The organism is Candidatus Methylobacter oryzae (assembly GCF_003994235.2).
GTDB classification, from domain to species: Bacteria; Pseudomonadota; Gammaproteobacteria; order Methylococcales; family Methylomonadaceae; genus Methylobacter_A; species Methylobacter_A oryzae.
Map to the genome: position 1 here is coordinate 23,379 of NZ_RYFG02000086.1, position 13,779 is coordinate 37,157.

16 protein-coding genes are annotated in these 13,779 nt (G+C 50.1%); 12 read left to right on the forward strand and 4 right to left on the reverse strand.

The window, feature by feature from the left end; all coding sequences use genetic code 11:
* The gene (locus EKO24_RS09340) at positions 1-1,320 is read left to right on the forward strand and encodes a transporter family protein (protein WP_127030383.1); all 1,320 of its coding nucleotides are present in this window, start codon (positions 1-3) and stop codon (positions 1,318-1,320) included.
* Positions 1,321-1,660: 340 nt separating this feature from the next.
* Here EKO24_RS09340 and EKO24_RS09345 read toward each other — a convergent pair whose 3' ends face one another.
* Positions 1,661-2,236, reverse strand: a complete 576-nt coding sequence (locus tag EKO24_RS09345) for an ANTAR domain-containing response regulator (protein WP_127030382.1) — start codon at positions 2,234-2,236, stop codon at positions 1,661-1,663.
* Positions 2,237-2,556: 320 nt separating this feature from the next.
* On the opposite strand from EKO24_RS09345, the gene nirB reads away from it, so the two are divergent.
* Genes nirB through EKO24_RS09360 form a run of 3 tightly spaced genes read left to right on the forward strand, consistent with a single transcriptional unit; the run spans position 2,557 to position 6,395 of the window.
* Positions 2,557-5,094 carry a nitrite reductase large subunit NirB gene (gene nirB / locus EKO24_RS09350; protein WP_127030381.1) on the forward strand — a complete coding sequence of 846 codons (2,538 nt, stop codon included), beginning with the start codon at positions 2,557-2,559 and terminating at the stop codon, positions 5,092-5,094.
* Entirely contained in the window at positions 5,095-5,481 is a 387-nt protein-coding gene (nirD, locus tag EKO24_RS09355; RefSeq protein WP_143733208.1) for a nitrite reductase small subunit NirD, read from the forward strand.
* Positions 5,478-6,395 (forward strand): PhzF family phenazine biosynthesis protein, encoded by a 918-nt coding sequence (locus EKO24_RS09360; protein WP_127030379.1) that lies wholly within the window; start codon positions 5,478-5,480, stop codon positions 6,393-6,395. The genes nirD and EKO24_RS09360 overlap by 4 nt, the downstream gene beginning before the upstream one ends.
* 332 nt (positions 6,396-6,727) lie before the next feature.
* Here the strand turns inward: EKO24_RS09360 and EKO24_RS09365 are convergent, their stop codons facing one another.
* The 3 genes from EKO24_RS09365 to EKO24_RS09375 are packed head-to-tail and all read right to left on the reverse strand — an operon-like array spanning position 6,728 to position 10,061.
* The gene (locus EKO24_RS09365) at positions 6,728-7,609 is read right to left on the reverse strand and encodes a plasmid partitioning protein RepB C-terminal domain-containing protein (protein ID WP_127030378.1); all 882 of its coding nucleotides are present in this window, start codon (positions 7,607-7,609) and stop codon (positions 6,728-6,730) included.
* Between the two features lie 2 nt (positions 7,610-7,611).
* Positions 7,612-8,511, reverse strand: a complete 900-nt coding sequence (locus EKO24_RS09370) for a plasmid partitioning protein RepB C-terminal domain-containing protein (protein ID WP_127030377.1) — start codon at positions 8,509-8,511, stop codon at positions 7,612-7,614.
* Positions 8,508-10,061, reverse strand: a complete 1,554-nt coding sequence (locus EKO24_RS09375) for a recombinase family protein (RefSeq protein ID WP_206667246.1) — start codon at positions 10,059-10,061, stop codon at positions 8,508-8,510. The genes EKO24_RS09370 and EKO24_RS09375 overlap by 4 nt, the downstream gene beginning before the upstream one ends.
* Positions 10,062-10,338: 277 nt before the next feature.
* Between EKO24_RS09375 and EKO24_RS22365 the strand changes: the two genes are divergently transcribed.
* From EKO24_RS22365 to EKO24_RS09415, 8 genes are all read left to right on the forward strand, one after another.
* Positions 10,339-10,668, forward strand: a complete 330-nt coding sequence (locus tag EKO24_RS22365) for a hypothetical protein (RefSeq protein WP_154671588.1) — start codon at positions 10,339-10,341, stop codon at positions 10,666-10,668.
* Between the two features lie 131 nt (positions 10,669-10,799).
* Entirely contained in the window at positions 10,800-11,078 is a 279-nt protein-coding gene (locus tag EKO24_RS09385) for a toxin-antitoxin system TumE family protein (protein ID WP_127030375.1), read from the forward strand.
* Positions 11,075-11,443, forward strand: coding sequence for an HVO_A0114 family putative DNA-binding protein (locus tag EKO24_RS09390; RefSeq protein WP_127030374.1), 369 nt, complete (start codon positions 11,075-11,077; stop codon positions 11,441-11,443). The genes EKO24_RS09385 and EKO24_RS09390 overlap by 4 nt, the downstream gene beginning before the upstream one ends.
* 196 nt (positions 11,444-11,639) lie before the next feature.
* On the forward strand, positions 11,640-11,855 hold the full coding sequence (locus EKO24_RS09395; protein ID WP_127030373.1) for an addiction module protein: 216 nt from the start codon (positions 11,640-11,642) through the stop codon (positions 11,853-11,855).
* A gap of 25 nt (positions 11,856-11,880) precedes the next feature.
* Entirely contained in the window at positions 11,881-12,123 is a 243-nt protein-coding gene (locus EKO24_RS09400; protein ID WP_241674452.1) for a type II toxin-antitoxin system RelE/ParE family toxin, read from the forward strand.
* Positions 12,124-12,287: 164 nt separating this feature from the next.
* Positions 12,288-12,536 (forward strand): type II toxin-antitoxin system ParD family antitoxin, encoded by a 249-nt coding sequence (locus EKO24_RS09405; protein WP_206667247.1) that lies wholly within the window; start codon positions 12,288-12,290, stop codon positions 12,534-12,536.
* On the forward strand, positions 12,529-12,825 hold the full coding sequence (locus EKO24_RS22545; RefSeq protein WP_161990593.1) for a type II toxin-antitoxin system RelE/ParE family toxin: 297 nt from the start codon (positions 12,529-12,531) through the stop codon (positions 12,823-12,825). Before EKO24_RS09405 ends, EKO24_RS22545 begins: the two co-directional genes overlap by 8 nt.
* Positions 12,826-12,960: 135 nt before the next feature.
* On the forward strand, positions 12,961-13,530 hold the full coding sequence (locus EKO24_RS09415) for an HXXEE domain-containing protein (protein ID WP_127030370.1): 570 nt from the start codon (positions 12,961-12,963) through the stop codon (positions 13,528-13,530).
* Positions 13,531-13,779: the final 249 nt, after the last annotated feature.

Below are 13,779 nucleotides of genomic sequence, written 5' to 3' on the forward strand. Positions count from 1 at the left end.
ATGCGGATGAAATTCTGGAGCCGGAAATTTCTTCTATTCAGGCTTTTAAATGGGGTTATTTTTTGCGTTTTTTTTATAAATAACAGTTATGCGGAACCGGGCAGGCAAAACAATTCGGTAGCACAATATAAAAAGCTGCTTGAAGCGCAGCAGAAAGAGTTTCAAATACAACGGCAGATCATCGCCGAGCAAGGTAAGGAACTGGAGCAACTGAGATTACGCCTCGATGCTTTAGTCAACCAGTCGGTGGAGAATAAACAGCTACCCGCCAAGCAAGCAGCCAATAAACCTCAAATCGTTGTGGCGAAAAACGACAATGAGCCGTCGGAATCGCCCAATAAACTCCCGTCTAAACCTGTCGGCCAGGCGCCCCCGGGAACCGCGGAAAAACCAAGACCGCCGGAAATCCCCAGATTAAGCGACACCGTAGGCGGCGTGTTAACCAAGAAAGGCAATATCGTGGTTGAGCCGTCGCTCTACTATGCCTATACCAGTAACGATAGGGTTTTTCTCGATGCGTTCACCTACCTGCCCGCCATTGCGATCGGTCTTATCGATCTTCGCGCCGTTAAACGGCACAGTGTGATAGGCACCTTGGGAGCACGTTACGGGGTCAGCGACCGCTTGGAACTGGAGTTCAGGGTCCCGTACGTATACCGGCATGACACCCAACGTTCCCGACCGGTCAGTATTGGCGCTGGCGCCGATGAAACTTTTAATGCCAGCGGCAACGATATAGGCGATCTTGAATTCGCCGGCCGTTATCAACTCAATAGCGGAACCGGGGGCTGGCCGATTTTTGTCGGTAATATCGTCGCAACGGCGCCGACCGGGAAAAGCCCTTTCGATATTGAATATGTGCAAGCGCAAGGCGTCCCCGGTGCGAAGTTCCCGACCGAATTGCCGACCGGTGCCGGATATTTCAGCTTCCAACCCAGCATCACTGCGCTTTACCCAACGGACCCAGCCGTTTTTTTCGGTAATCTTAGCTATAACTACAATGCGGAAACCAGTACCAGCGTCGGCAAGATTCAGCCGGGAGGAGCGGTCGGATTAAGTTTCGGCATGGGCTTCGGCATCAATGAACGCTCGTCGTATAGTTTGGGCTACTCTCATAAACATGTCTTTAACTCGCGAATTAACGGCGAAACCATTCAAGGCAGTACGCTGGATATTGGGCAACTTTTAATCGGTTATTCGTTTAAATACTCGCCAAGAACGACTTTCAACTTATCCTTAGGCATAGGAACGACGACCGATGCGCAAGACGTTACGCTGAATTTCAGGGTGCCGATGACTTTTGGTTTGTTCGATAGTTAGGGAATTTTTATTGCCTGATTTATGCAGTGTCCACGAAAAGCAAGAAAGGCACGAAAAAATATCAGCCGTAGCTTTCTCGCCAGTCGTGTCCAAATGCCCCGCCTGTTTGGAATGTTGCCGGTTAGACCTTCCAGGTTTTGCAAACCTGGAAGGTCTGCCAGTGGTTGGCTTCTCGCCTCACGTCAGTTCCATGACGGCAACCCGCGTAGAGCTGTCTATAACGATAACCACAACAGCGTGGGAACGATGTGGTTTCACTATGTTCGTGTCTTTCGTGTTTTTCGTGGACTACGCTTTTTTATTATCCATATGCGTAATACCGGTTATAAGCATAACTGGGCTATTTAAGAAGTTCGGCCATCGCGATAATGTTTTTTGCCATTTCGCCGATCGTAATATTCCTGTCCATCGCCAGTTTTCGCAGCGCGTGATAGGCATCGTCTTCGGTAAAGCCGCGGGCTTTGATCAAGATGCCTTTTGCCCTGTCTATCAGTTTTCGCTCTTCGAGCTTGGCTTTTGTTTTTTCCAGTTCGCTTCTTAGTCGCTGCTGTTCTTTAAATCGCGCCACGGCGATGGCGATAATGCTGTTAATGCGGCCCGCTTCCAGGCCGTTGACGATATAGGCGCTGACGCCGGCTTTAACAATCTGGTTGATGGTATCGGCCGTTTCATCGGCGGCAAAAATGATGACCGGCAGCGTCCGATGTTGGCTAATATAGTGAATATCCTGGAAATATTTCTTGGGGCTGTCGATATTAAAAATGACAAGGTCAAAGCTGCCGTCCATAACCAAAGATTGAATGTTCGATTTGGATTTTGCCGTATCGACGACCGAATAACCTTCCGTAACCAGTATGTTTTTCAATAACCGGCCGGCCGTTTCATTTTCAATAAGCAATATGTTTAAAGCGTTCATTCTCGAATAATTAGCACAAACTACGCCATTTAGGGAATATCGTTGGGATGAGCACCAGTAAGGTAGGGTACGCTGTGCGCACCTCTTTGGGAACTGCTGATAAACGGAAGCGTTTGGAAATGGTACGCACAGCGTACCCTACCTAAATAGCTTGCACGATTAACAGGCATTATTTTTTTCTTGTGCACCACCTTGGTTCATCGAAATAATCGATTATTAAGATAACGATCCGGCAAACCGTGCGAATTACAGCATTGTTCAATGTGGCACAGGCATTGCTCCACAACCCCAAACAACAAACATCGCTAACGGGGTTGTATATGAGCGTAAAACAAACATTGGTTGTGATCGGCAACGGCATGGTCGGACAGTATTTTCTGGCGAGTCTGGTTGAAAGCACCATTAAAGAGCAGTATCAAATTATTACTTTTTGCGAAGAACCCAGGGTCGCTTACGATCGGGTGCATTTATCGTCATTTTTTACCGGCACAACGGCACAAGAGCTGTCTTTAGTCGAAGACGGCTTTTTTGAACAGCACGGCATTACCATCCACTTGGGCGATAAAGCCGCCGGCATCGACAGGGCCGCCAAAACCGTTACTTCGGCAAAAGGCTTGACGATAGCTTACGACAAGCTGGTATTGGCGACCGGTTCTTATCCGTTCGTGCCGCCCGTTCCCGGACATGACCGGGCGCAATGTTTGGTTTATCGCACCATTGAGGATCTTGAAGCGATTGCCGCTGCTGCAAAAACGGGCAAGGTCGGCACCGTGGTCGGCGGCGGTTTATTAGGTCTTGAAGCGGCCAAAGCGTTGATGGATTTAGGCTTGGAAACCCATGTGGTCGAATTCGCGCCGCGCTTGATGGCGGTGCAACTCGACGACGCAGGCGGCGCGATGCTGCGGCTCAAGATCGAGAATTTGGGCGTCACCGTACATACCGGCAAAAACACCAGCGTCATCACCGACGGCGAGCACTGCGTGAACAAGATGTGTTTTGCCGACGGCGAAGAGTTGGAAACCGACATCGTGCTGTTTTCGGCCGGGATTCGTCCGCGCGACGAATTGGCCAGGGCTTGCGGCTTAGAAGTAGGGCAGCGCGGCGGTATCGTCATCGATAACCAATGTCGTACGTCCGATCCCAGCATTTACGCAATCGGCGAATGCGCATTGTGGAACGGTATGATTTACGGCTTGGTCGCGCCGGGTTATACGATGGCGCGCACCGTCGTGGCCGATTTGGCGGACAATGAGGCCGGCTTTACCGGCGCGGACATGAGCACCAAGTTAAAACTGATGGGCGTCGACGTCGCCAGCATCGGCGACGCTCACGCCAAAACCCAAGGCGCGATGGTTTACAGCTATCAAAACGGCGACAGCGAAATCTACAAGCGCCTGGTGGTCAGCCAGGATAAAAAACAATTGCTCGGTGCGGTGCTGGTCGGCGATGCGTCGGGTTACAGCACCTTATTGCAATATTGCCTGAACGGAATCGAACTGCCTGAGAATCCGGATGCGCTGATTTTGCCGCACCGCTCCGACGAATCGGTCGGCTTGGGTCCCGATGCATTGCCGGCTTCGGCGCAAATCTGTTCCTGTTACGACGTGACCAAAGGCGCGATTTGTTCGGCGATTGAAGGCGGCTGCATGACGATGGGCGCGTTAAAAGCCGAGACCAAAGCCGCGACCGGTTGCGGCGGCTGTTCCGCGTTGCTTAAGTCGGTGCTGGATTCGGAGTTGTCGAAACAGGGTTTTGAAGTCAATACCGACATTTGCGAACATTTTGCCTATACCCGGCAGGACCTTCATAACCTGATCCGGGTCGAACAGATTAAAACTTTTGCCGAACTGCTGCACAAACACGGCAAAGGCCACGGCTGCGAAATCTGCAAACCCACCGTCGGCAATATCCTCGCGTCTCAGTGGAACGAGCATATCCTCGAAAAAGACCATTTAGGGCTACAGGATACCAACGATACCTTTTTAGCCAACATGCAAAAAGACGGCACTTACTCAGTCGTGCCGCGCATCACCGGTGGCGAAATCAGCCCGGATATGCTGATTGCACTGGGGCAGGTCGGTAAGAAATATAAGCTTTACACCAAAATCACCGGCGGCCAGCGCGTCGATTTATTCGGCGCGCGGGTCGATCAATTGCCGCATATCTGGAAAGAATTGATCGCTGCCGGTTTCGAGTCGGGCCACGCTTACGGCAAATCCCTGCGCACCGTTAAATCCTGCGTCGGCAGCACCTGGTGCCGCTACGGCGTCGACGACAGCGTCGGGCTGGCGATAGAGCTGGAAAACCGCTACAAGGGGCTGCGTTCCCCGCATAAAATCAAATTCGCAGTGTCCGGTTGTACAAGGGAATGCGCCGAAGCGCAGGGCAAGGATGTCGGCGTGATCGCGACCGAAAACGGCTGGAATTTATATGTTTGCGGCAACGGCGGTATGAAACCGCGCCATGCGGATTTATTCGCGACCGGCTTGGACAAGGAGACATTGATCAAATACATCGACCGCTTTTTAAGCTTTTACGTGCGCACCGCCGACCGGCTGCAACGCACGTCGGTCTGGATGGAAAATATGGAAGGCGGTCTGGACTATTTAAAATCGGTCATCATTGACGACAAATTAGGGCTGTGCGACCAGCTGGAGCAGCAAATGCAGTATGTGATCGACACCTATCAATGCGAATGGAAGACCGCGATTGAAGACGAAGCCAAACTCAAGCGCTTCAGGCATTTTATCAACAGCGACCAGACCGACGACAATATCGTCTTTGTCGAAGAGCGCGGCCAGATTCGCCCCGCCAACGACGGCGAGCGGAAACATTTTAAACTGATGGAGATTGCATAAATGGCTAAGTGGATCAGCGTGTGCCAGGTTGACGATTTACAGCCGAATTCCGGCGTTTGCGCATTGCTCGAAGGCGAGCAGGTGGCGATTTTCTGGATGCCTGTCCTGAGCGGAACCGAAGTACCGGAATTCGACGCGAAAGTGTATGCTGTCGGCAATTACGACCCGTTCGGCAATGCCAATGTGCTGTCGCGCGGCTTGATCGGCGATATTGGCGGGCAGCCGGTGGTTGCATCGCCGTTATACAAACAACACTTTAATTTGCAAACCGGCGTTTGCCTGGAAGATGAAACCGTGAAAATTCCCGTTTATGCGATCCGTATTGACAACGGCAGCGTTCAAGTCGACCTTTCATCATTGCCGCAGGACGGAGCACAAGCGTTATGAAATACAACTATTACATCGCCGACGTTTTCACCAAACAGATTTTCAGCGGCGCGCAAATCGCCGTGTTCCCGAAAGCGGAAGGCTTGAGCAAACAGCAAATGCAGTTGGCTGCCAGGGAGTTGAACTTGTCGGAAACGGTATTTGTCTTTCATCCGGATAAGCAAACCACCAACCGCGTGATGCGGATTTTTTCGCCGCAAAGCGAAATCGATTTTGCCGGGCATCCGATTATCGCGACTGCCTTTGTGCTGGCAAGTTGCGGCGAGATTCAATTGAACGGCGCAATTACGCCGATGGTTTTCGAGCAAAATACCGGCCCGGTCAACGTCAATATTTCCGCCGAAGACGGCAAGCCCAGTTTTGTGCAGTTCACCCGCAAAGTCAGTTCGATCATCGACCGCTTTACACCGAGCGATGAAGAGTTGGCGAGTTTCCTGTCAATACAGCCGTCGGAATTCGACCATAAAAAATATTCGGCGCGTTTGGTGTCTTGCGGTTTTCCGTATTTGATCGTGCCTGTTTGGCGTTATGAAAGCGTCAGGAATGCAAAATTCAATTACGCGGCCTGGAGCCAATCGATTGCACCGCAAACCGCGGCCCAGGAAATCCTGCTGTTTTCCCCGAAAACGCCGTTTGCGGACGCCGATTTTAACGCCCGCTTGCTGGGGCCGAGAATAGGCATTCACGACGATCCGCCGGTCGGTAGCGCGATGCCGGCGTTTGCTTCGTATTTGTGTTCATTTGAGTTTATGCAGAAAGGGACTTATACATTTACCGTGGATCGGGGAGAGCAAAGTAACCGGCGTAGCGTGTTGAATCTGGAGATGGATCATAAGAAAGAGAGTATGTTGACGATTCGGGTTGGAGGCGCGGCGGTTATGGTGGTTGAGGGGGTTATGAGTATTCCTGAGTAGGGTGGCCCTATTAATGCCAAAGGAAAAGCGGGTCAGGTCTTGGTTGCGGCTGGGCTATGTCGCCCAAGACCTGACTGTTCGCAGTAACAGTAGTCTATCTAGCGGGTTAAAGTCCCGTCCAAGGAGTTGTCCGTATACCTTGGTAGCATGAGGAAGCGGCGTTGGAGCGATTCAGGGTCGTGAGTTTTCAAACAGCAAAGTATCCCGACTAAGCCATATAAGCATACTGCGGCAGGTTGCGGTGGATTCCAATGAATTTCATAAGGCTCATCATCCAAAGCGGCGTCGCATACTACCGCTTGATTGCTTATTTCTGTGCCCGGCCATTGCATTTACTTGTCCAACGATACCGTCTGGACAATGTTTTCGAATTCGACCAGCACACCGGGGTGGTGAGTATGCAGATAGCGCACAACGTGTTCGTTTTCGAGCAGTTTGCTCAAGTAGCCTTTAGCTAGCACCAGATTCAGGACATCCTCGCCATAGTTTTGTTCGACCAGCTTGTATTGTCCCAGCAGATTGCTCATTTCTCGCTCCATTTTGGCTATTTGTTCAGGGGTGATTCCGTTCATTTTCTTGGCTCTATTGGGCTCAACCAGTAAGCGCTCAGGTGTCGCCATTAGCAAAGCCTTGGCATAACCAACGGAAAGATTGTTAGCCGAAACCATCAGTTCCACACACTCCATCTGCCGAATTGGCTTCATCTTGCGCAGCACTTGGCTGAGATTGACGGAAAACTGCTGGTCTTTCAAAATATTAATGACTTCTGCGCATAATCCGTCCAACAGGTTAAGTTTCTTGAGGACGTAACTGACATCCATGTTCAGGGCAAGCGCGAGTCGTTCCTTTGAAACACCGCGTTCGACCGCGCGGCGAATCATATGATGTTCCTGCACTGTCGAAAGCCGATTGATTCGATTATTGTATGTGTAGGTTTCATCGTCGGTGGCAATGAAGCACGGAGCGTCTTGATAGTTGAGCTCGCGCAGCACCAGCAACCGTAGGTGGCCATCCAATAATACGTGCTGTCCCGTCGCTTTATCGGCCTTACCGATGGTCAGAGGTTCAATCAGGCCGACGGTATCAATGGATGATCGAATCTGTTTGAGTTTGCGTGTATAGAGCGCTCCTTGCGGCGTTTTGCGCGAAGGTAATATTCGATCAAGCGCGATGCTCAACGGTTCGGGAATGAAACCAATGGGTAATTGAGGCATGATCAATGTCCTTCGGGCCAAACCCGTTCGGCCAGGTAGGTCGGCAGAGTGTCTAGCGCTTCGGCGCGCAACAGGGTTGTAAAATTTTCATCGGCGAACAATTGACGTAACGCACCGGCAACAAACAACAAGCGTTGCTGGGCAAACTCTGCTTTTTTGACCATCAGTTTTTGGCGATCGACTTCCTTCTGGTAACTGCGAACCAGACTGTTGGTCGTCACTTCTGAAGAGGTTTTGCGGGGAGGATGGTGCGCCACGGATCGCCCCAAACTCTGGCGCTGCATGACAATGCGCCGTGCCTGAATCAGTTGTTTTCCCCGCAGTTGTCCCGATTCATACAGCTCCTGTAATACTATCTGGACATTTTTTTCTTCATTGCCGACCCGTGCAATTTCCAATGCGGTATTCAAAGGGATGCGCCCGTTTTCGACGGCAACCAGTAGTCGCTCTTCGCCATGTTCCAACAAGGTTAGAATGCCTTTGACATAGTCGAGACTCAAACCGGTCTTCTGAGCGATGACCTGTTTATCATAGCCCTGATCGCGCAACTGTTTAATCCCTGCCAATAGTTCGAGCGGGCGGCATTGGCGGCGGGCGATGTTTTCGGCGAGACTCATGATAAATGCGTCTTCATCGTTGACTTGCACGACGAATGCCGGAATCGTGGGTTCGCCAATCGACTGATAGGCCTTGAGTCGCCCCTCACCGCATATCAGTAGAAATCGTTCTTTGCCGTCTGCCAACGGACGTGGAGTTACCGTAATCGGCTTCTTCAGGCCAATGGCCTTGATGTTGCCAACGATTTCCTCGAATTGCCGATGGTTGCGCTCACGCGGGTTGAGTACCACAATGCAATCAAGGGGAATCATTTGTATACTGCCTTGACGATGTTGTTTGCTCATGCTGCTCTCCTAATTCGTGTGCGTTCCGACATCCCGTACAAGTAATCAAGGCTGTGGAACCGGTAACTTTCAAATTCAATGCCGTTGTGTTCGCCCAGACTGATCTTGGCTATGCCGAAATCCAGTTTCGGTAACAAGTAGTAATCCAGAGGCGCCTGATTGGGCTGGTCCAGTCTGACAGCGATAGTGATATCAGGTGCCAGGCTGGTATCGAATCTGACTTTCCAGCGATAACGGCCGTTATCGAGTGTCTGGCATCTGGCGAGTACGACAGATACTGAAAACTCACGATTAATCAGCAGCAGATCGGTGGCTGGATCGCGCTCGACACTGCCGCCCAGGTCGGCAATTTTCTGTTCGGTTTGTAAAACGATCTGAGGGTGTAGGCGGCGAAGAAGCTGATTCACTTCGAGATAGCGGTAATCCCGGTCCGGGTTGAAGCCGACAGTTTGGTAGGCGCGGATCAGGCTGCCGAAGTGATGAATGTAGGCGGCTTTTGACGGCATGTCTTCGGCCTCGTCGATGATCAACCCGGACAGGAAGCCACGGCGTTGGTAAAGATTGCGGAGTTTTTCGATCAGTTCGTCTTTATTGTAACGATGCGCCCGCGCCCGGATAATGCCTTGCGCTGTGTAGAACAGTTCAGGGGAAACGATCGCTTCAAAAGCGCCTTCCTTCTTGATCCACATATCGGGTGTATTAACGATGCGGAGCTTTTTTAGCTTGAAGGAAATGCGGTTGTAAATATTATTGCCGATGTATTTCTCGTTGCTTAGGACTTCCCGAACGGTGGCACGCGTCCAGTGACGGTCCAGGTCGGTACGGACACTTCGTTCATTCAGGCGATTGGCTATTTCGGTTTCGCTGATGCCTTCATCGACAAACCACCGATACATCTGATTAACGACCTCAATTTCATTATTCGGACCCGGCATCAGGATGACCCGGTCGGTCTGTAGGCTTTTGTGTTCGCCTCTTGCCAGTTCGCCTTTATGTGCGCCCGATTGATCGATCAATACCCGGCGCAATCCGTAGCCGGCGGGCCCGCCTTGACGGAAGCCCATCTCAATCAGCCGACATTGCCCGGCAAATACTTTGGTAGATAGTTCGCGACTGTATTCGCCGGCCATCGCGCGTTTGACGCTTTTGACGATTGTTGAAACCGGCGAGCCGTCGTTTTCGAACTGTTCAGCGCAATAGGCAACCTGGATGCCGGCACGGCGGCAGATATATTCGTAGTAAGCGGATTCGTCAGCATCCTGAAACCGTCCCCAGCGGCTGACGTCGTAAACCAAAATAACCTGGAAATCTTGCGTGCCGCCTTCGACATCTTTAAGCAATTGCTGCAAAGCCTGGCGACCATCAATACGTAGTCCGCTTTTGCCTTCGTCGGCATAGGTTCGCACGATTTCAAGATTACGTCTGACGGCATATTCCCGAATCTTGTCACCCTGATTCTCTGTGGAATATTGCTGGTGCTCCGTCGACATTCGTACGTATTGGGCGGCTTTAAGCAGCGGGGGAGTCTCGTTGGGTTCGTTTGATTGCATAGTCAGTCCCGTTAGCGTCATCTTGATGGGTAGCGCTCGGCCGCCATATAGGAGCGTGGCAACACTAGCTTTTCAAGTCCCAGTGACCCCAGTTTCGAGAGCTCAATTGCGTGTAACGGTAATATCAGGCATTGGTAATGTCCATCACGTCATCTCTTTGCAATGTTCACGAAATTTGTGCAAACACAGGCATGTACCGTGATCTCTACGATCCACACGTCCATCTTTGCAATAGGGTCGTCTGTCGTTCGGCTAAGCTGATATATGCCTGGAGGCAGTGAATTATTTTGGGCTGACGCGTCCATATTTGCAATTGCGCTGGCAGTCGCTTGCCGATTTCGACCCCGTTGCAAAGATCGATTGCGCTCGGCGTACGTTGGATGTGATTTGCGATATTGACGCCAATAGTCTGGATTACGCTCAAGCCAAGCTTGTTGGGCACTGCGCTGGTTATCCCGATAATCGGGATCATTTTGCAACTTGTTACGTTGCCACCGATTTTTACGCTGGCCCTGGCAACTGGGTGCTGAGCAATAGGATTGTTGAGGGGTTTGAGGTCGCGGTTGAAAAATCCGACCACACGCCATGCAGTATTTGTTTTCCATGAAAAACTCCATACACAAAAATGTATATTGAGCCTCGATGGGCTGTAGCAAGCTATTTCAATCGTTAACTACCTTAAAAGATTAGAAAAGGTAGCGCTTTACAGAGTTTAGGGTATGGGGCATATTAAGCCCTATGAAAGCGAAATTATTAAGCCGCATCAAAGAAACTTGGGGGATAGGTATGATTGAGGGTGTGATTTGGGAAGTGCCTGAACCGGTACCGCCCTCTGAGCATCGTATTAAATACCGATTGGTCTATGTGGTTGATGGTGTGCGTGTCGTAGGTTATGACAATGAACGCGGCAAAGGCGACCATAAGCATGTCCGTGGACGGGAAATGCCTTATGTATTCACTAATGCCTCAACATTGATCAGTGATTTTATGCGAGATATACAGGAGATTGATCGATGAATGTACTGGAAATAAAGGTAGGTGAGCCGGTAACAGCAGGGCTTGCCCGGTTTGGTGAGGCATTGGACGCGGCTATGGGTGGGTTGGCGGTAGAGCCTTATTTTGGCGTGGGATTTAAAAATATGGCGCAATTTGGCGAGGTGTTTACACCGAAACGCTGGGAGCTGGTAGAGTCACTGAAGGCCGCCGGACCGTTAACTATTTATGCCTTAGCGAAGCGGTTGGGCAGGCATTATCGTAACGTCCATAAGGATGTAACAGCGCTGATGGAATGGTTAGTTGTTGAAAAGGATGCGTCCGGTAAGGTCTTTGTACCTTGGGATGAAATTGACGTGCGTTGCCCGCTGTTGAGTAGGGTGGCATGAGCCGATGTAGTAGCTAAGCGCAAATGCGGGGGCAGGTCTTGAATTGTATATTCTTCCGAAACAAAAATTTGATTGGAAGTTACAAGTCTTACAAGGTACATTTTCCTGAGCGGAACAACCCGCTAAAGCTGGTGGTTGTTCTGCTCTGAAGTTCTGTATGATACGGCCTACACAACAGCTTGGTGAAGTGTCCACTATGAACTCAAAACAGTTGTTTGATCAGGCGTTAAGCCTGCCATTGGCGGATAGAGCGGCTTTAGTTGAGCAACTGCTCGCCAGTCTGGATCAACCCGATCCGCAAATTGACGAATTAATAACCATTGAAGCCGAACGCCGAATCGATGCTTACGACAACGGTGAAATGCGCTCAATACCTGCCGACCAAGTTTTTAGCCGATTGGAATCGAATTGAAAGTCGGTTTTCTCGAAGCGGCGCAATGGATTACTACAACCGGCAAAAACAAGGCTTGGGGCATGAATTTCTTGCAGAGATAAAAGCCGCCGTAGGTCGCATAACCGACTTTCCTGAGGCATGGCAGCCGCTAACTAAACGCGCACGACGCTGTCTGACTCGCCGATTTCCGTATGACGTGATCTATCAAATCCGCAACGGAGAGATATTGATTATCGCTGTTAGCCATTTACATCAAAGGCAGATGTATTGGAAAGATCGATTGTAGTTTTGATGAAGTGCGGTAAGGGGCGCATCGCCCCTTTTCGGCTCTCCGCTTTCATTGTTGAAACACGAGCCCAAAATAACAACAGAATTTTCGCACCCTGAATCGCTTAAAGTATGATAATGCCTATTCACGCATATCTTTACTCTTGAGGCCTTGTTATCTCCATGCAACGCAAAATAATCACAATCACCGATCAGATGGAAAGTTGGGTTAAGTCTCAGGTCGATTCCGGTAAATATGAAAATGACAGTGAATATTTTCAGGATTTGCTGCGCCGGGACCAGGAAAAACGAGAAGCGGAAACTCGGCTTCGTTTTATGTTTGATGAAGCCGAATCCAGCGGCATCAGTGACCGTACTCCGCAAGAAATATGGAAAGAAGCTGAAGCTCGGTTCGCCGAAAAGAATGGCTAACTATCGTTTATCAAAACTTGCCGATAAAGATCTCGGCAATATTGCTTGTTATACGATTCAACGTTTTGGCATCAGGCAGGCAAGTCTTTATCGAGACGGTTTATTTAAAGCATTTGAAATGATTTCTGATTTTCCGCTTATTGGCAGCGATCAAAGTCAAATCAAAAAGGATATTCGTCGGCATGTACATGAATCCCACTCGATTTATTACCGTGTCGATGTCGATGAGATTCTCATTTTACGCATATTAGGCCCCGGCGAAGATCCCTTGCAGCAGTTAACGCTTTAAGCAAAGAACAGAAGTGTTAACTCTCGCATAGTGCATTTTCCTGGGCAGGACAACGACCCTCTAAAGCCGGGTAAGACGTATTGCCGCGCCCGGTTAGTTCTACGCTAGCACTCTTAACTTCCTGAGGATAATGTAATGTTTGAACGACTGATAACGTACTGGGTATATGGCGGCGCTCTGGCTGGGATTTTGCTGCTTATCATGTTTCCGCTATTGACCGCTTCCTGGTCCGTACCTTTAACGCTAACGTTTTTTCACCTGCCGATGTATATGCTTCATCAGTACGAAGAGCATGACAAGGATCGATTCAGGATATTCTTCAACGAGACTATCGGGGGCGGCAAGGAAGTGCTTTCGCCACTGGCTGTGTTCACGATTAATGTTCCTGGAGTCTGGGGCGTGATTGCTATCTCGACGTATTTGGCTGCGAACGTTAATGTTGGGCTAGGTCTTATTGCGGTCTATCTTGCCGTCATAAACGGCTTGGTCCACATCGGGCACGCACTGCTTTTTAAGCGCTATAATCCCGGATTAGTAACGGGAGCAACTCTTTTTCTGCCTGTCGGCGCGTACAGCATTTGGCAGTTCCAGCTTTCCGGTAGCGGCGGCTTTGCGGCGCAGGCAATCGCTATTGTCGTTGCGGTCGCTATACATGTTGCAATCATTGCCTACGCACGCGCGAAAGGGGCATTTCTAAGCAAGTAGCTTGGATGGAGCTGGAATTCAGGGTTTCGGGGGGAAACATAATCAACTCTTATATTTCGGACCGGGAATCCGGCTGTAGTCCAACAAGGTTGTTTTATGTGCGACTGAATGGTATTTTGAAAAGCTCTAAACGCTATTGAGATACACAGAAGGCATTATTATAGAACTTACGCATTGACAGCCGGTATAGAATATGAGGCATGAACTAACCCTAGGCAACGGAAGGCCCGCCCGTGATAAGAAAAATAA

Coding starts and splice junctions, on each gene's coding strand:
- EKO24_RS09340 (WP_127030383.1), top strand. CDS start 1: ATGCGGATGAAATTCTGGAGCCGGAAATTTCTTCTATTCAGGCTTTTA.
- EKO24_RS09345 (WP_127030382.1), bottom strand. CDS start 2,236: ATGAACGCTTTAAACATATTGCTTATTGAAAATGAAACGGCCGGCCGG.
- nirB (WP_127030381.1), top strand. CDS start 2,557: ATGAGCGTAAAACAAACATTGGTTGTGATCGGCAACGGCATGGTCGGA.
- nirD (WP_143733208.1), top strand. CDS start 5,095: ATGGCTAAGTGGATCAGCGTGTGCCAGGTTGACGATTTACAGCCGAAT.
- EKO24_RS09360 (WP_127030379.1), top strand. CDS start 5,478: ATGAAATACAACTATTACATCGCCGACGTTTTCACCAAACAGATTTTC.
- EKO24_RS09365 (WP_127030378.1), bottom strand. CDS start 7,609: ATGCCTCAATTACCCATTGGTTTCATTCCCGAACCGTTGAGCATCGCG.
- EKO24_RS09370 (WP_127030377.1), bottom strand. CDS start 8,511: ATGAGCAAACAACATCGTCAAGGCAGTATACAAATGATTCCCCTTGAT.
- EKO24_RS09375 (WP_206667246.1), bottom strand. CDS start 10,061: ATGCAATCAAACGAACCCAACGAGACTCCCCCGCTGCTTAAAGCCGCC.
- EKO24_RS09385 (WP_127030375.1), top strand. CDS start 10,800: ATGAAAGCGAAATTATTAAGCCGCATCAAAGAAACTTGGGGGATAGGT.
- EKO24_RS09390 (WP_127030374.1), top strand. CDS start 11,075: ATGAATGTACTGGAAATAAAGGTAGGTGAGCCGGTAACAGCAGGGCTT.
- EKO24_RS09395 (WP_127030373.1), top strand. CDS start 11,640: ATGAACTCAAAACAGTTGTTTGATCAGGCGTTAAGCCTGCCATTGGCG.
- EKO24_RS09400 (WP_241674452.1), top strand. CDS start 11,881: ATGGATTACTACAACCGGCAAAAACAAGGCTTGGGGCATGAATTTCTT.
- EKO24_RS09405 (WP_206667247.1), top strand. CDS start 12,288: ATGCAACGCAAAATAATCACAATCACCGATCAGATGGAAAGTTGGGTT.
- EKO24_RS22545 (WP_161990593.1), top strand. CDS start 12,529: ATGGCTAACTATCGTTTATCAAAACTTGCCGATAAAGATCTCGGCAAT.
- EKO24_RS09415 (WP_127030370.1), top strand. CDS start 12,961: ATGTTTGAACGACTGATAACGTACTGGGTATATGGCGGCGCTCTGGCT.